Annotated in this window: 18 protein-coding genes; 8 read left to right on the top strand and 10 right to left on the bottom strand. The window is 36.8% G+C overall.

All coding sequences use genetic code 11. The features are described from left to right. Positions 1-153 precede the first annotated feature (153 nt). A complete protein-coding gene (dnaB, locus tag RTX21_RS16470) occupies positions 154-1,728 on the top strand; it encodes a replicative DNA helicase (RefSeq protein ID WP_312769387.1) in 1,575 nt (524 codons plus the stop codon). Between the two features lie 14 nt (positions 1,729-1,742). Then, positions 1,743-2,219: a ribonuclease HI gene (gene rnhA, locus RTX21_RS16475; RefSeq protein WP_312769389.1), complete on the top strand. Its 477-nt coding sequence runs from the start codon at positions 1,743-1,745 to the stop codon at positions 2,217-2,219. Between the two features lie 270 nt (positions 2,220-2,489). On the opposite strand, the gene RTX21_RS16480 is transcribed toward rnhA, so the two are convergent. From RTX21_RS16480 to RTX21_RS16495, 4 genes are all read right to left on the bottom strand, one after another. After that, a complete protein-coding gene (locus tag RTX21_RS16480) occupies positions 2,490-2,876 on the bottom strand; it encodes an HU family DNA-binding protein (protein WP_312769583.1) in 387 nt (128 codons plus the stop codon). A gap of 25 nt (positions 2,877-2,901) precedes the next feature. Further along, a complete protein-coding gene (locus RTX21_RS16485) occupies positions 2,902-4,434 on the bottom strand; it encodes a YifB family Mg chelatase-like AAA ATPase (RefSeq protein WP_312769391.1) in 1,533 nt (510 codons plus the stop codon). 82 nt (positions 4,435-4,516) lie between these two features. Then, positions 4,517-5,596, bottom strand: coding sequence for a mannose-1-phosphate guanylyltransferase (locus RTX21_RS16490; RefSeq protein ID WP_312769393.1), 1,080 nt, complete (start codon positions 5,594-5,596; stop codon positions 4,517-4,519). After that, entirely contained in the window at positions 5,583-6,188 is a 606-nt protein-coding gene (locus RTX21_RS16495) for a SprT-like domain-containing protein (protein ID WP_312769395.1), read from the bottom strand. Before RTX21_RS16495 ends, RTX21_RS16490 begins: the two co-directional genes overlap by 14 nt. Positions 6,189-6,285: 97 nt before the next feature. Here RTX21_RS16495 and RTX21_RS16500 point away from each other — a divergent pair, with 97 nt between their 5' ends. Continuing rightward, complete coding sequence (locus RTX21_RS16500) at positions 6,286-7,986, top strand: ATP-binding protein (RefSeq protein WP_312769396.1); 1,701 nt, start codon at positions 6,286-6,288, stop codon at positions 7,984-7,986. After that, positions 7,976-8,641, top strand: a complete 666-nt coding sequence (locus RTX21_RS16505) for a response regulator (RefSeq protein ID WP_312769397.1) — start codon at positions 7,976-7,978, stop codon at positions 8,639-8,641. Before RTX21_RS16500 ends, RTX21_RS16505 begins: the two co-directional genes overlap by 11 nt. 154 nt (positions 8,642-8,795) lie before the next feature. Here RTX21_RS16505 and RTX21_RS16510 read toward each other — a convergent pair whose 3' ends face one another. The 6 genes from RTX21_RS16510 to RTX21_RS16535 all read right to left on the bottom strand — a co-directional run bounded on the left by RTX21_RS16510 (position 8,796) and on the right by RTX21_RS16535 (position 13,160). Further along, positions 8,796-9,245, bottom strand: coding sequence for a GNAT family N-acetyltransferase (locus tag RTX21_RS16510; protein ID WP_312769398.1), 450 nt, complete (start codon positions 9,243-9,245; stop codon positions 8,796-8,798). After that, positions 9,238-9,861, bottom strand: coding sequence for a ribosome biogenesis GTP-binding protein YihA/YsxC (yihA, locus tag RTX21_RS16515; RefSeq protein ID WP_312769400.1), 624 nt, complete (start codon positions 9,859-9,861; stop codon positions 9,238-9,240). The genes RTX21_RS16510 and yihA overlap by 8 nt, the downstream gene beginning before the upstream one ends. Before the next feature lie 93 nt (positions 9,862-9,954). Further along, positions 9,955-10,716: an alpha/beta hydrolase gene (locus tag RTX21_RS16520; RefSeq protein ID WP_312769401.1), complete on the bottom strand. Its 762-nt coding sequence runs from the start codon at positions 10,714-10,716 to the stop codon at positions 9,955-9,957. A 141-nt stretch (positions 10,717-10,857) separates the two neighbouring features. Then, positions 10,858-11,310 carry a tRNA (cytidine(34)-2'-O)-methyltransferase gene (locus tag RTX21_RS16525; RefSeq protein ID WP_312769403.1) on the bottom strand — a complete coding sequence of 151 codons (453 nt, stop codon included), beginning with the start codon at positions 11,308-11,310 and terminating at the stop codon, positions 10,858-10,860. A gap of 9 nt (positions 11,311-11,319) precedes the next feature. Continuing rightward, on the bottom strand, positions 11,320-11,712 hold the full coding sequence (locus RTX21_RS16530) for a hypothetical protein (protein WP_312769406.1): 393 nt from the start codon (positions 11,710-11,712) through the stop codon (positions 11,320-11,322). A gap of 47 nt (positions 11,713-11,759) precedes the next feature. Continuing rightward, entirely contained in the window at positions 11,760-13,160 is a 1,401-nt protein-coding gene (locus RTX21_RS16535) for a nucleoside recognition domain-containing protein (RefSeq protein WP_312769408.1), read from the bottom strand. 544 nt (positions 13,161-13,704) lie between these two features. Here RTX21_RS16535 and RTX21_RS16540 point away from each other — a divergent pair. The 4 genes from RTX21_RS16540 (at position 13,705) to RTX21_RS16555 (ending at position 17,500) form a co-directional block, all read left to right on the top strand. Beyond that, positions 13,705-14,733, top strand: a complete 1,029-nt coding sequence (locus RTX21_RS16540; protein ID WP_312769410.1) for a methionine ABC transporter ATP-binding protein — start codon at positions 13,705-13,707, stop codon at positions 14,731-14,733. Then, positions 14,723-15,376 carry a methionine ABC transporter permease MetI gene (gene metI, locus RTX21_RS16545; protein ID WP_312769412.1) on the top strand — a complete coding sequence of 218 codons (654 nt, stop codon included), beginning with the start codon at positions 14,723-14,725 and terminating at the stop codon, positions 15,374-15,376. Before RTX21_RS16540 ends, metI begins: the two co-directional genes overlap by 11 nt. Positions 15,377-15,387: 11 nt before the next feature. Next, positions 15,388-16,188, top strand: a complete 801-nt coding sequence (gene metQ / locus RTX21_RS16550) for a methionine ABC transporter substrate-binding lipoprotein MetQ (protein ID WP_312769413.1) — start codon at positions 15,388-15,390, stop codon at positions 16,186-16,188. Positions 16,189-16,435: 247 nt separating this feature from the next. Continuing rightward, positions 16,436-17,500, top strand: coding sequence for a T9SS type A sorting domain-containing protein (locus tag RTX21_RS16555; RefSeq protein WP_312769415.1), 1,065 nt, complete (start codon positions 16,436-16,438; stop codon positions 17,498-17,500). The last annotated feature ends 24 nt before the right edge of the window (positions 17,501-17,524 follow it).

The following is a 17,524-nucleotide window of genomic DNA, read 5'->3' on the forward strand; positions in this document are numbered from 1 at the left end:
TTTAATGATTTCTGAATATCATTGTGTTTCCTATATATTAAGTTCGAGCTTTGTACATTTTGTTACAAAAAAAATGATTTATCAACAATTTCCTGTGGATTGTTTGCTTAAAACTAAATTTCCAAACTTTACAAAAAATTCTACCTTTGTAAGATGGTACAGAAGGAAACATTATCATCGCTTACGCAGGGTAATTTTGCAAAGGAACTCTCTATTTCGGATGGCAAAATGCCGCCCAATGCACTGGATTTTGAGAAAATTGTGATTGGAACTTTTCTAATTGACAGAAAAGGTCTCGACCATTCCATAGACTTATTGACACCCGAAGTTTTTTACGACCCGAGACATCAGACCATTTTTGCGTCAATCCTGAAGTTGTATGAGAGCAACTCCCCTATTGATTTGATGACCGTGATCCAAGACCTTAAAAAGAATGAGAAACTGAATCTTGCCGGCGGCGACCATTACATCATCGATTTGACAATGGGTGTGAGTTCTTCTGCACACATCGAATATCACGTACGCGTGATCCTTGAAAAATACATCCTTCGTTCTTTGATCAATGTTTCGGCGAACGTGATCGATAGTTCCTACAAAGAATCAACCGACGTTTTCGAATTGCTGGACAAAGCGGAACAATCATTTTTTGAGATCACGAACGGAACAATTAAAAAGGGATTTGATACCGCCAATTCATTAGTAAAAGAAGCGATTGACAAAATCAAAGCGCTTAAAGATAAAGAAGGCCTATCCGGAGTTCCATCCGGATTTACCGCCCTTGACAAGGAAACCGGAGGCTGGCAGAACTCAGACCTCATCATTATTGCGGCAAGACCGGCGATGGGTAAAACGGCTTTCATTCTGTCGATGGCTAGAAATATCTGTGTAGACCACCAGATTCCGATGGCATTGTTCTCCCTGGAGATGGCCTCGGTTCAGCTGATCACAAGGATGATCTCGTCCGAAACCGGAATATCATCAGAGAAATTGAGAAAGGGTCAAATGTCAGATGATGAATGGCAAAGATTATTTACCAATGTTTCTGCATTAGAAAATGCGCCTCTTTATATTGATGAAACGCCTTCTCTTTCCATTTTTGATTTCCGTGCTAAATGTCGAAGATTGGTAATGCAACATGGCGTAAAGATCATTATGGTCGACTATCTCCAGCTGATGACAGCCAGTTCCGGGAAAGGAGGCGGAAACCGTGAGCAGGAGATATCTATGATTTCTCGATCCCTGAAAGCCATTGCAAAAGAACTGAATGTTCCGGTAATTGCACTGTCTCAGTTATCCAGAAGTGTGGAAACACGTCCAGGAAAAAGACCGATGCTTTCTGATCTCCGTGAATCTGGGGCCATCGAGCAGGATGCGGACATCGTTTCTTTCATCTTCCGACCAGAATATTACAAAATAGCTGTTTGGGATAATGACGAAGATGGCGCAGAAACCAGCACAGAAAACCAGGCCGAGATCATCATAGCCAAACATAGAAATGGTGCTACAGCGGATGTAAGATTGGCATTCCACAAAAACATTGGTAAGTTTGCAGACCTTGGAACGAATTACGAATATACACCTTCCAACTTCGGACAGAAAGATGAGCCCTCCGGCTTTGATAAGATCAATATCACGATCGATCCGGGAGCAGCTTTTGGATTACCTAATAACAATCAGTTATCCGGTTCTGCAATGAATGATGATGACGATGACGATATGCCATTCTAAATTCTTTTTCTAATTTGAGAATCGAAATCTTTACCGATGGTGCATGCAGCGGAAATCCAGGACCTGGTGGTTACGGAATACTGATGCGCGTTCCCGAAAAAAAATATCAGAAAATCTATTCCAAAGGCTTCCGAAAAACAACCAACAACAGAATGGAACTGATGGCCGTTATCGTTGCTCTTGGAAATCTGAAAACCTCTGATAATGATGTCCATATCTTTACCGACAGCAAATATGTTGCAGATGCGATCAATCAAAAATGGATCTATGGCTGGATCAAACGAGGTTGGAAGAATGTGAAAAATCCCGACCTCTGGAAAGCTTTCTACAAATTATATCAACTCCATGAACCAAAGTTTCATTGGATAAAAGGACACGCCGGACATCCTGAAAATGAGTTGTGTGACCAGCTTGCTGTGGCAGCTGCCAAATCTGGAAAGTTGGAAATCGATGTATTCTTTGAGAATCCTGATGATGGCGGAATGTTCTAATCAAGACCTTTTTATTTTTTATGTAGGGCTTTAGCTCAATTTGGAATTACAATTACTAAAATGGGAACAGCCCCATTCCTATTGATATTTGAATCTTATACTTATACCAAACTCACGTTAATTAAGAAATAAAAAACTGTAAGCTCTATTTAATAAAATGAGAAGCTACCGGTTAAATGACGAGAAGCTATTAGTTGCCAATCGAGAAGCTACTAATTCTTAAACAGGAAGCCGCTCATTTTTATTCAGGAAACTAACAGCTTAATCATATTAGCCTTTCTTTTTGAAGTCAACTTGCGAAAGAGCTTTTGTGATGCGCTTGCCCGGTCTGTAAATAATCTTCACATTTTTAACATTAGCAGCCGTGAAATCTTTCTCATCCTCTACGCCCTCACTGGAAAGTGATGGGTAAAAACTCCCCAAAACATCCAGTCTCACAATGTTGCCATTGCAAATTTCTTCTTTGACAACATTCTCCATTGCAATTAGTACTCCACGGATATCGGCTTCTGAGAAGGTTGAAAACTTCTCTATTTTGGCAACCAAATCATCGATAGAAACTTCTTGATTCAAAAATGCATTAGCATACCATTTCTTGTTGCCACCGCCTGCAACACCTGGTTCTGGTTTTTTGTATAATTTATATTGTATAGATATGGAGGACTATTATGGTTGATTTAAACTAAGCGTTCCAAAAATCTCTGTCCAGACTTCTGTATTGTATTGCCTCAGAAATATGGTCTCCCTGGATATTTTCCGAATTTTCCAGATCCGCGATTGTTCTTGCAACTTTTAGTATCCGGTCATAGGCTCTTGCGGAGAGATTGAGTTTCAGCATAGCCGCTTTTATTAGCAATTGGGAAAACTCATCCAGTTCACAGTATTTTTCGATTTCTTTTGGTCCCATTTGCGCATTATAATTGACTTCAGAATCTTTATATCTTTCATTCTGAATGTCTCTCGCTTTATTTACCCTTTGCCTGATACTCTCACTACTTTCTCCTTTCTTTTTCTCGGCTAATTGTTCATACTCTACTTTTGAAACTTCGATATGAATATCAATCCTGTCCAAAAGAGGTCCGGACAGTTTGTTCATATACCGCTGCATTTCCATAGTTGAGGAAGTATTATTGGGGTCATCCGGAAAATAACCGCTGGGACTGGGGTTCATACTTGCGACAAGCATGAAGCTCGCAGGATATTCTATTGTAAATTTGGCTCGTGAAATAGTTACGACACGATCTTCCAGAGGTTGTCTCATTACTTCGAGAACCGTTCTCTTGAATTCGGGCATCTCGTCTAAAAACAAGACACCATTGTGGGCAAGAGAGATCTCTCCCGGCTGGGGATAACTCCCTCCTCCGACAAGTGCTACATCTGAAATCGTATGATGGGGAGACCTGAAAGGCCTAATTGTTATCAATGATGTTTCGGTCCCCATTTTTCCTGCCACAGAATGGATCTTCGTTGTTTCCAAAGACTCTTTGAGACTAAGTGCCGGCAATATGCTCGGGAGACGTTTGGCGAGCATTGTTTTCCCACTTCCCGGCGAACCGATCAGTATAATATTATGTCCGCCGGCAGCTGCAACTTCCATTGCACGTTTTGCGGCTTCCTGTCCTTTCACCTCGTCAAAATCAAAAGGGAAATGATTGACCTTATCCTGAAATTCTTTTCTGGTGTCAATCTCGAATTTCTGCAAGGGCTGGTCATCATTAAAAAAATCAATAACCTCTTTGATGTTTTCCACACCATAAACATCCAGCTGATTGACGATTGCCGCTTCTCTTGCATTTTGCTTTGGAAGAATTATTCCTTTGAAACCATCTTCTCTGGCTTTTATAGCAATTGGCAAAACACCTTTTATTGGCTGCAAACTACCATCAAGAGACAACTCTCCCATAATTAAATATTGTCCCAGATCATCTACTTCTATAAGGTCGGAAGCAGCTAATATGCCAAGAGCAATGCTCATATCATAGGCGGAACCTTCTTTGCGGAGATCTGCAGGAGCCATATTTATCGTAATTTTCTTTCCGGGGATTTTGAAACCGGAGTTCTTAAGAGCCGCAGAGATCCTATAGCTACTTTCTTTGATGGCATTGTCCGGCAACCCAACCAGGTGATAACCGACGCCTTGATCCACATTGACCTCTATTGTAATAATCTGTGCAGAAACACCATGAATGGCCGCACCGTAAATTTTGACAAGCATTTGTGTTTTGTTTTACCAAAAATAAAAAAAACTCCCTGATGAAAATCAAAGAGTTAATATTTTTTTGAGAAATAGTTTCTTGCTACATAAATCGTTCGCCTTTTTTTAGATTTTTAAGGTCTAGAACATAATCCTTTATAAGCTGGTCATTATCACGTGGGCAAATAAGTAATGCTTTTTCCGTATCAACAATAATATAATTTTTGAGTCCATCGATAACAGCCGCTTTATTTTGATTTTTGATTCTAATGACATTTCCTTTGGAATTATATGTCAAAACATTTTTAGAGTTTACTGCATTATTGTCATCATTCTTATCTGCATTGGTATAGACAGATGTCCATGTCCCAAGATCGCTCCAACCAAGATTGGCAGGAATAACATAGACGTTATTTGCTTTTTCCAAAATCCCGTTATCTATTGAGATTTTACTTACTGTAGGATAAACGAGATCTATGCATTCTTTTTCTGCATCACAGTTATATTCGCAACTATTGAATTGATTTGTCATTTCTGGCAAATGTTTCTTGAATGCCTTTAAAATGCTTTTTACGCTCCAGACAAAAATCCCTGCATTCCAAAGAAAATCACCAGACTCTATAAAACTTTTGGCAATTTCGAGGTCAGGTTTCTCTGTGAAGGTTTTGACTTTAGAAAAAACTTCATTCTTTTCCTGAATGAATTGGATGTAACCATAACCAGTGTCCGGTCGAGTAGGTGTGATCCCCAATGTGATCAGGTAATCATTTTCTGATGTTAATTTGAATGCTAACGATACTTTTTCCAAAAAGGTATTTTCCTTCAAAATCAAATGATCAGCAGGCATAACAATGATGTTTGCATCGGGATTAACCGCTTCTATCTTTTTTGCCATGTAAAGATTGCAGGCAGAAGTATTCTTCATAGCTGGCTCACCAACAATATTTTCGAGGGGTATCTCTGGTAATTGTTGTTGTGTCAGCTCTACATATTCCTGATTTGTAATAATATAAATGTTCTCTGTGGGAATCAACTGATTGATCCGGTCAAAACTTTGCTGAATCATTGTTCTACCCGTTCCAAGTATATCATGGAATTGTTTTGGGAATTTCTGAGTACTCATTGGCCAAAAACGGCTTCCGATACCTCCGGCCATTATTACGCAATAATTATTGTTCATCATCTACAGTCACTTTTTCAACCTTTGCCAAAGGTCTGAATAAATATTTTTTTGAATTTTTCAAATGGATACAAAGATATGATTTTTTCTTTTTTTCCAATATGATATACGCTTCACCTTTATAATGAAACTTGTCATTAATTGCTAAATCTTCAATAAAGATATTATTTCCGTCAGGTTCTTCGATGTGAAAGTAACGGACAAGCTCTGGACTTGCCATGAAATTGGCCTTCGGATTTTTTGCAAACCTCTTAATAATTGGCTTCAAATCGTTGGAATAAATATCAATACTTTCCAGAAGCATTTCTCTGAAAGTATCTTTCCATTCTTTTCCATGTGCCGAGATGCTGAAGCTGAACTTCTCAAAAGCAATAAGATGAGCCAGCTCATGGGTCAGGACAAAAAAGAAAAGTTGTTGATCCAATGTGGAGTTAACCGTTATCTGGTGTGATCTGTCAGGCATTCTTCTATAATCACCGAGTTTGCTATTCCTATTTTTTGTGATCTTTATATGAATATAATGGTCCGCAAACCATTTTTTAAGAAAGGGAAGGGTATTCTCGGGAAGATATTGTTCTAATGTATTGATTGACATCCAAGTCCAAATATAGGCAACAAAAATAATCAATACGCTTGATATTTTTTAGAAATACTAAGCTTTTATTATTGTTTTTTCTTAAATTTCGGATAAATTGGAAAAGTTGCCAAAATCTATTTTTTGTTTATTCGTATTACTCTTATTCTCGTGTTCTAAAAATATAGATTCACCAAAAACAACTCCGCAAAAAAAACAGATTAATCCATATTACGAGAAATCTTTTGCATTCTTAGACAGGAACGAATATGATAGTGCTTTCTATTATTTGGACAAAGGTAAAGAACTGTTCTTCCACAGAAAAGATTCTTTTGGCATGGGAAAAAGCCTCGTAAACATGGCCATTACCCAGGAAAATGCCGGGGATAATTTTGGAAGTATCGAAACAAGTTTGTTCGCTTTGAAATTTTTAAAAGAAAAAGATACAGCCCACCATTCTTTTCTATCCTGTAATTACAATAATCTCGGTGTTGCTTCTAATAACCTTAAGAATTACATGGACTCCAAACGGTTCTACGACAAAGCACTTCTCTTTACAAACAATCCAGTAGACAAGCTGATGCTGTTTAATAATATTGCTATTATTTTTCATAATGAGAAGAAATACGGAAAAGCAGTAGCTATCTACAAAAAGCTAATTGACAGCATTGGTACTGAAAGTGAATTCTATCCTAAGTTATTACTTAATTTTTCCAGGTCAAAATGGTTTGAGGATAGTAATTATAATCCTGTACCTAATTATCTATCAGCAGAAAGATCAAGTAAAAAGCTAAACGATAGCTGGACAGAAGATGCTGCATATGCTTATTTATCGGCCTATTACCTCAATAAAAAATCCGATTCGTCAAAGTTCTACGCAAAAAAAATGCTGAGCCTCGCAAAGAAACTAAAATACCCTGCAGATGAATTAGAAGCTCTACAAACTCTGATCAAGCTTTCGGATGGGAACAATACTCAAACATATTTCGATACATACTCTAGAATTCAGGATAGTCTTATAAATGCCCAGAATAGGGCAAAAAATCAATTTGCCTTGATTCGTTTTGAAAGCGAAAAAGCAAAGTCCGAAAATCTGATTCTCCAAAAAGAAAAAGAAATCAGTCAATATGCTATTATACGTCAAAAAATCATTATCTGGGCTCTTATTATAATTGTGACCATTGTTACTTTTTTTGTCTCAATATGGATCAAGAAAAGAAAAGAGAAACTCATTTTAGAGGCCAATAACAAATTGCAATATCAACGTCTGAACCTTTCCAAAAAAGTTCATGACGTGGTTGCAAACGGAATATATGAGGTAATGACAACCATCGAAAACCAAAAAGACCTCCCGAGAGCAAAAATCCTCGACAAGCTGGAACTGATGTATGAAAAATCGCGGGATCTTTCTTACGACAATACATTGGAGCAGGAGTTTAATGAAAAAATATCTGGACTGATAAGTTCCTTTGACAATGATAATACAAAAATAATCATCATTGGTAATGAGTCCGATTTTTGGGAAAACCTGAGTCCCGCCTTTAAAGAAGATGTTTACCATATCATCAGAGAATTACTGGTAAATATGAAAAAACATAGTTTTGCAACGCAAGTCATACTAAGATTCGGAAAAGAAAATAATTCTTACGAGATCATTTATTCTGACAATGGTGTGGGATTGCCCGACGATTTTGTAGAGAAAAATGGATTTACCAACATGAAGTCCCGTATGAAAGAAATAAGTTCAAATATGGTCATAGAAAAAAGTCCTTCCGGAGGTTTAAAAATCTCAATAAAACATTGTCCCTATGTTCAGTAAAGTATTGATCGCAGAAGATCACGAAAGCAGCAATTTTTCTGTTCAAAAAGTTCTGGAGAATCTATTTGTTCAGAATGTCGATTACGTTTACTATTGTGATGACGCCTTTTCTAAGGTAAAAAAATCATTAGAATCGGTTTTGGCTTATGAGGTTTTGATCACAGATCTTTCTTTTGAAGAGGACCATAGAAAACAACTTATAAAAGATGGTCGAGATCTGATAAAATCCTGTCGGAATATACATCCTGATCTGAAAGTGATTGTTTTTTCCGCCGAGCATAGACTAGGCGTAATAGATTTATTATTCAATGAGTTAAACATCAATGCTTTTGTAAGAAAAGCCAGATCTGATTCCAAGGAACTTAAAAAAGCTATTGAAGCCATTTATCATAATGAGACTTATGTCTCCCACGATTTAAAACTCCCTGTAAAAAGTATGAATACGCTGGAATTTAGCAACTTTGATATTATCCTTCTAAAATTGTTATCAGACGGGGTTTTACAAAAAAATATTCCCAAGATATTACGAGAAAGGGAGATCTATCCGAGCAGCTTGAGCAGTATTGAAAAAAGAATGAACGCTATGAAGTTAGCATTGACGGTAAAAAACAACGAACAACTGATTGCCTGTTGCAAAGATCTAGGAATAATCTAAAAAAAAAATCAAATATTTTTCGTTTTTACGGTTTCCCGTAAGGAAATGTAGTTAGATGTCTCTAACTTTGCACCCAGATTAATAACCGTAAAAACACAAAGCAAGATACATTCATTTTTCAGAAAGAGTCTAAAGCCATGCTTCAGACTCTTTTTTATTTTCTAAACATCTCTGTATGAGGAATATTGTCTTCCAAATATTTTTTATCTGTTTCCTGAAAACCAAATCCGGAATAAAACCTCAACAAATAATCCTGTGCAGAAATCCTAACTTCCGAAGTCCTTAATCGATTTTCTATAACTTCAATTGCATATTGTATCAATTGTTTTCCTAATCCTGTTCCTCTTCCTTTTTCTGTTGTTATAACCCTTCCGATGGATGTTTCCGGATATTTGATGCCTTTATCAAAAATTCTGCAATACGCCAAAACTTCGCCTTCTCCTTCTGCCCAAAGATGAATGGCTTTTTGGTCATAATCATCCAAATCCGGATAAGGACAATTTTGCTCTACAACGAATACGTTGATCCTGGCTTTTATAATTTCGTAAAGTTCGGTCGTATCGAGCTCGGAAAACGTTTTGATCTTCCAATCTACATTAGTCATCGAATCTTACTTTATTTTTAATCAGAAAATCATTGGTTTTCTGAATGAATTTTAAAATCAGATCACCACCTTCCTTCTTTTCTGCAGAAGTAATATATAAATCAGGTAGGTCTTCCCAAGTTTGAAGTAATTCATTTTTATAAATCTCCACATTTCTATCAGCTCCGCCAGATTTTAGCTTATCCGCCTTTGTAAAAACTATGGAAAATGGAACGCCGCTTTCCCCAAGCCATTGCATAAATTCAAGGTCTATTTTTTGTGGTGTATGACGGATATCTACCAGAACAAAAAGGTTGACAAGGTTTCTCCTGTTTAGGATGTAATTGGTAATGAGTTTTTCAAAATCTTTTCGAAGACTTTTAGAAACCTTGGCATAACCATATCCTGGCAAATCTGTAAGATACCAGCTTTCATTGACCAAAAAATGGTTGATCAATTGTGTTTTTCCGGGAGTTTGTGAAGTCTTGGCAAGGTCTTTATGATTCATCATCGCATTGATGAGGGAAGATTTCCCAACATTGGAACGCCCGATGAAAGCATATTCCGGCAAAGTTGGTTCCGGACAATCTTGCCATTTTTGACTGCTTTTTACAAATTCTGCGGTTTTGATTACCATATTTTCATAATTTAAAAACCATTAAGAATCAGATTTATTTTATTAAAAATCAATTTCTTAATGGTTCGGAATATTTTTATTTCTAAGTAAAACTTACATTACTTTCTTAAGCCAGCCATAAAGAATATCGTTAAATTCATCTGGCTTTTCCATCATAGCAGCATGCCCACATTTATCGATCCAATGCAATTCAGAATTCGGGATGAATTTGTGCATGTCTTCTGCAACTTCCGGAGGTGTCACATTATCCTGTTTTCCCCAAATGATGCACGTTGGACAAGTAATTTTAGGAAGGTCGTTCAGCATATTGTGTTTGATAGCACTTCTCGCTAACATCACCGTTTTTATACCTTTCATTCTATCGTTTACAACCGCGAAAACTTCGTCTACCAGCTCATCAGTGGCTACGATAGGGTCATAAAAAACATCCTGGGTTTTTCTTTTAATATAATCTTTATCACTTTTTCTTGGGAAACTATCACCAAAAGTCCTTTCATATAGACCAGAACTTCCGGTCAGAACAAGATTCCTTACCAGTTCCGGACGAGATGTCGTGAGAATCAATCCGATATGTCCACCCATGGAATTCCCAACGATAGTCACAGGTTTCCCAATAATATCTGTAATAAACTTTGCAACGAATTTGGAAATCGAAGCAAGATTGGTGTTTAGAATCGGTAGATCATAAATAGGCAATTGAGGAACAAAGACCTGATACCCTTTATCCGAAAAGTAATTAATCATCTTATCGAAGTTGCTCAAACCTCCCATCAGACCATGCAAAAGCACCATTGGGTGACCTTCACCCGCTTCTACATAACTATATTTCGTGTCTTTTTTAGTCTTAAAAATCATAATGCTCTCTCGATAACGCGCAAAAATACAAATAAAAGAATTATTTTTTTATGATAATCCTACTAAAGTGGTCAAAATTAAATTTATTTTAACACTGATGTCAATTTAAGGAAAATCTCTTAAATTATGCTTTATTAAATTTCACTTCAATGCAATCTGTCTTTTGGCTTCGCCTACAACAAACGCAACAGAATTTGCAATATTAAAACTTCGAATCTTCTTTGACATTGGAATGGTTAAATGATTTTCAAATAAATCCAAAACCTCTTGACTCAATCCACGACTTTCCTTTCCAAAAACGAGCCAATCTCCATCTTGGAATTCATTTTCATACATAGAGTTCGTTGCGTGTGAGCTCATTAAGAAAACTCTTGATTTATCAGGGATTTGCTTCATCCATTCTTCAACATTTTGATATTCTGTAACATCCAGATGAACCCAATAATCCAAGCCGGAACGTTTCAAATTGGCATCATTGATGACAAATCCAAACGGATGAATCAAGTGCAATCTACTTTCTGTTCCTACACACAAACGCCCGATATTTCCCGTGTTATTAGGAATTTCCGGTTCTACTAAAACTACATTTAACATTTTTGAATTTTAATATGAAACTACTTTCAGTTCGTTGATCCTATTGATAATTGGCAAAGCGAAAATCCCGCTGGTTTGAAGATACAATTCGTAGAAAGTTTTGGATTTGTCAGCAAAATCTAAATTTTTCTCCATTCTGTAATGAAACATAAAAACATTGCCGAGCATCTCATAATAATCTGCGTGGTCTTTGGTTTCCCGAAGTTTTACCATTTCAACCAATTCTTCTTTTGATTTTAATGATAATTCCTTGAAATCGATTTTAAAAATATCTTTCATCAAAGAATCGAAATCGAGTTCTTTTTGCATCAGACTTTCTTCCGGTTTTCCCAAAAGCAATTTTTCTAATGCTTGAGTTAATTGTCTAATTAATCTTAATGTAAAGTCTTTATCTTGAATCATTGATTTAGGTTTTAGCTAATTGGTATTAGGTTTTAGTTGGCAAATCACTAACCAAAAAATAAATACGCCAAAATTACTGAAACGACAACTCCCACCAAGTCAGCCAACAACATCGAACCAACTGTATATCTTGTATTTTTAATTCCAACCGAGCCAAAATAAACGGCGATAACATAGAATGTTGTATCAGAGCTTCCTTGCAAAATGGCGGATAATTTCCCCGGGAAACTGTCTGCTCCAAAGGTTTTCATCGTGTCCACCATCATCCCGCGAGCTCCGGAACCGGATAATGGTTTTATCAAAGCGGTCGGCAATCCGTCCACGAATCTTGTATCGAGATGTGATGCACTTGCAATCCACTTCATTCCATCGATTATTACATCAAAAACGCCGCTTGTTCTCAGTAATGAAATCGCAGTTAACATTCCAACCAAATATGGAATAATCTTCACACAAACCGTGAAGCCTTCTTTCGCCCCGTCGATAAATGCATCAAAAATGTTGATTTTTTTATAAACCGCGCCGAGAACAATCGCGAAGAATATCAACAGAATAATGCCGTTGCTCATTACTTTGCTGAAAGAATCCAATTCTTCTTTATTCAATTGAACCAGATAAATTACCAACAATGCGATAATCGCCGAAATTCCGCCAACGTAAGCCAGAACGATTGGCTGAAAAAGATTGATTCTCTGTCTGATAGAAACGATTGTCATTGCCGCCAAAGTCGCACAAAAAGTTGCAATCATACAAGGCAGGAAAATATCGGTTGGCGTCTCCGAACCCATCGAGGAACGAATCGCTATGATAGAGACCGGAATCAAGGTCAATCCGCTGGCGTGCAAACATAGAAACATTATTTGAGCGTTGCTGGCTTTATCTTTATCAGGATTCAGAGTTTGGAGACTTTCCATTGCTTTAAGTCCGAAAGGTGTTGCCGCATTATCAAGACCAAGAAGATTCGCGCTGAAATTCAGCATCATATGTCCGAATGAAGGATGGTTTCTTGGAATTTCCGGAAATAATTTTGAGAAAAATGGCTGAATCAGACGGCTGAGGAAATTGATTCCGCCTGCTTTTTCGGCGATGCTCATAAAACCCATAAACAAAGCCATAATTCCAATGAGCTTCAAACAGATATTAACCGCTGTTTCGCTGGTTCCGATGACGCCGTCGGTTTCTGAAACTCTGTAGGTTTTTACGTTTTGAAGCGAATCCATTTTGTAATGGATATGACTGTCTTCAAAATCCGGATTGCTTAATAATGATTTCTGAATCTCGGGAGAAATCTGAGCTAAAGGTTTTTGCGAAATCTGAATCGTGTCGCCTCCTTTTCCAACAACCATATCGTTGAAAATCTGGCTGTAATTTTCTGAACTGAAATATTTAATCGATGCAACCGCAATCGCAATAATGATGAAGGCGGACCAAATCCTACTTAGAACCATTTGTGGAAATTAATTTCAGTAAATGTAAGAAAAGATATGAGATGTTAGATTCTAGATATTAGAATTATTGATCGCAAAAACACAATATTGTCATTTCGTAGGAATCTCGACAATGAATTTGATAATTATATTTGGATTCCTACTGAATGACAAAGTTTATGTTAAGTATTTCGCTAAATGGGACAGCGAATCTGCGACCCGACTTGAGCGGAAATCTTTTTTACGAAATGAAGTGGAGTGAAAAGATTGGGAGCCCTTCGACAAGCTCAGGATATACTACAGGCGGATAAAGCTGCCCAAATTACTATTCTCAATATAGTTAAAACTGATATTTATCATTTAATTCAAATTATACTTGTTTGGTATGAATTGAATTTTTAGTTTTGCAAAGGCTTTTTTTAAAACACTATTATGTCAGGAAAAATGTTTTGTTGCTACGATTTAACTTTTCGAATATATATGAAGAAGTAATAATAGTGTGTTTATTTTGAAAACCTTTCATACTTCTATGTGAAAGGTTTTTTATTTTAATTGATAAATAAAAATGATTGAACTAACAAACGTTTCTAAACGTTTTACAACCAAAAATAAAACCGTCCAAGCGTTGTCCAATGTTTCCCTGACTGTTGAAAAAGGAGAAATATTTGGCGTGATTGGAACTTCCGGCGCGGGGAAAAGTACGTTGATTCGATGTGTGAACCTTCTGGAAAAACCAAATGAGGGAAAAGTAATTGTTGATGGAATTGAATTGACAAAACTTTCCGATTCTCAATTGACTCTGGAAAGAAGAAAAATTGCGATGATTTTCCAACATTTTAATTTGTTGTCATCAAGAACGGTTTTTGATAATGTGGCATTTCCGTTGGAATTGGAAGGAAAATCGAAGTCGGAAATCAAGGGAAAAGTGGATTCGCTTTTGGAATTGGTTGGACTGAAAGAAAAGGCAAAAGATTATCCTGCGAATCTTTCCGGTGGGCAAAAACAAAGAGTTGCGATTGCGAGAGCCTTGGCGAATGACCCAAAAGTTTTATTGTGTGATGAAGCGACCAGTGCGCTTGACCCGGCAACCACGAAATCGATTTTACAACTTCTGAAATCCATTAATCAAAAACTGAATCTCACGATTCTTCTCATCACACACGAGATGGAAGTGATTAAAAGTATTTGTGATAAAGTAGCCGTGATTGACAACGGACAATTAGCAGAACAAGGAAAAGTTGAGCAGATTTTCATCCATCCGGAAAAAGAAATCACGAAAGGTTTTATCCAGGCTTCTTTGAATGTAGAACTGCCTTTGATTTATCAAAATTCTATCAGCAATATTGACAGTGAGGACAATAATCCTTTGGTTAAAATTTTCATTAGCGGCAACGAAGCACAAAGTTCTGTTATTATTAATCTGTATGAAAAATTTCAGGTTAAAGCTAAGATTATCAGCGCCCAACTGGAATATGTTGGTCACTTAAATTTTGGAGTTTTGATTTTGGAATTGCAGGGAAAAAATATCAATGAGGCTTTGGCTTATTTGGAGAATGAATATACAAACACAGAAATTTTAGGTTATGTCGGATAGCATCATCAATTTGTTATTTCAAGGGACGATTGAGACGATTGTAATGACCTTGGTTTCAGGATTTTTCGGATTTGTTTTAGGATTACCGACGGGAATTTTTCTTTTCCTTACAAGAAAAGGTCAATTATTGGAAAACAAGATATCACACCAGATCGTATCAATTATAGTCAATATTTTCCGCTCGATTCCTTTTATCATTCTCATTGTCTGGATGATACCATTCACGAGAACCATTGTAGGAACATCGATTGGCGTTTCTGCAGCGTTGGTTCCGCTGAGTGTGGGTTCTGCTCCATTCATTGCGAGATTGGTAGAAAACAGCCTGTTGGAAATTCCTTCGGGATTGATAGAAGCAGCGAGAGCAATGGGTGCAAAACCGCTTCAAATCATCCGAAAAGTCCTTTTACCAGAAGCTTTGCCATCGCTAATCAATAATGTCAGCATCACATTGATTACTTTAGTTGGTTATTCTGCAATGGGTGGTGCAGTTGGTGCCGGCGGATTGGGACAAGTTGGTTATCAATACGGTTATATCGGATATGATTTTGCGGTAATGAATTCGGTTTTGATATTATTAATTGTTCTGGTTTTCATTATCCAGATTTCCGGAGACTTTCTTTCAAAAAAATTCAATCATAGATAAAATTATAAAAAATGAAATCGAAAATATTGGCTTTAGCGTTGGCTATTATCACATTATCAGCCTGCAACAAAAAAGAATCAAATCCAAATATTCTAAAAGTCGGAATCGCAACCGGACCAGAACAAAACCTTGCCGAAGCGGCGAAAAAAGTCGCGAAAGAAAAATATGGTTTGGACGTGGAATTGATAACCTTCAATGACTATGTTGTTCCCAATGAAGCTTTGAGCCAAGGCGATGTAGATGTGAACGCTTTCCAGCATTTGCCCTATTTGGAAGAACAATCCAGACAACGTGGTTATAAATTAGCAGTTGTGGGAAAAACTTTTGTTTACCCGATCGTGGCTTATTCTAAAAAAATAAAATCAGTTTCCGAATTGCAACCCGGACAAACCATTGTGATTCCGAATGACCCAACCAATGGTGGACGTTCTTTATTGTTATTACAAAAACAAGGTTTACTAAAATTAAAAGACGGCGTTGGTTTATTGCCAAAAGTAACCGACATTATCGCTAATCCGAAAAACCTGAAAATCCTGGAATTGGAAGCGCCTCAAATCCCAAGAGTTTTGGAAGATAAAGAAGTAGCATTAGCGATTATTAATAATAATTTCGCAGCTCAGGCAGGACTTGAACCTGAAAAAGAAGGATTATTCACCGAAGACAAAGATTCACCTTACGCCAATCTGATAGTGGCAAGAGAAGATAATAAGAATGATGAAAAAGTGAAAAAATTTGTACAAGCATACCAATCTCCGGAAGTAGAATCCGCGGCGAAACAAACCTTCAAAGGAGGTGCTGTGAAAGCGTGGTAAAACTTCTATTCTATATCTAATTTTTTAAGTTGGCGGTTCTTACGAATCGCCAATTTTTATTTATAATTAAACAAATAATAATTATGATTTTAAAATTATTATTACAAATAATAATCTAAAGCTACATTACTCCATTTATTTAAAGTAAAATATGAGATATTTTTATACAATGTCTCATTATGATATAAATCATTTTGTTATTTTTATTAGTTCTAAATAAATATGTTTGCAAAAAAAATTTAATTATATGCTTAATAAATATCTTTGTTTAGGACTGTTTGCAGCTTTTCTTAATATACAAGCTCAAAACTGCACGCCACAAACTGCAGGCGTCAACATTGGAGATAACGGTTGCGTGAGCCTTACTTATCAAAACCAAACTGTATTTTACAAAACCGTAAGAGCTGCTGACGGAAACGAATGGTTGCAACAAAATCTTGGAAGTTCAAATGTTGCAACAAGTATCGCTGATGAAGGTGCACGTGGTGATTATTTCCAATACGGACGTTGGGATGATGGCCATCAATTAAAAACTTCTCAGACTACAGAAACTTATCCAACTCCGAATAATCCTGTCGGTTTAGGAACCGGAACAAATTTATTCTATATTGGTGGAGGTTCGCCTTGGAATTCTAACTATACGGGCTGGTTTGCCAATCCTGAACAAAACGATAGCTGGACGGCAAAAAGTCTTTCTGAAGTAACAGAGCACAATGGAATGGACCCTTGTAAAGCAATTGGTAATGATTGGGAAATGCCTTCTGAAGTAGATTGGGACCTGGTTATGACAAAAGAAAACATATTCCCAAAACCCGCTGGCGCAACAACTGGTGGAATCGTAAGAGGTTTTGAAAGTAACCTGAAAATCGCTGGTGCAGGCTCCCGTAAAGATGCCGGTTGGGCTTTTGAAGGAACTCGTGCTTACATCTGGACAAGATCTGCGAGTGCAAATCCCAATTTTTACCGTTATGTTTATTTGGGAGCAGCAGCTTCTAGTACAACTGGTTTCGGTGGTGATGCAAAGAGTTTTGGTTACTCTGTAAGATGTGTCAACAAATCGAATAACATTTTAGCTGTTAATGATTATTCTAAAGCTGACTTCAGTTTTGGACCGAATCCAGCTGATAAATTCATCAAAGTGAATACAGAAAATGCTTTGAAATCTGTGGAAGTTCTTTCTATTACTGGACAAAAAGTATTGGAAACTAAAGAAAACACAGTTGATGTTTCTAGCTTAACGACAGGAAATTATTTCATCAAAATAACTTTCGAAAACGGAAAAACAACGACTAAGAAATTCATCAAGAAATAATTTCAATAAAAATCTAAAGGAAAA

Origin of the sequence: Epilithonimonas sp., assembly GCF_032054305.1 — a bacterium.
Lineage (GTDB): Bacteria > Bacteroidota > Bacteroidia > Flavobacteriales > Weeksellaceae > Epilithonimonas.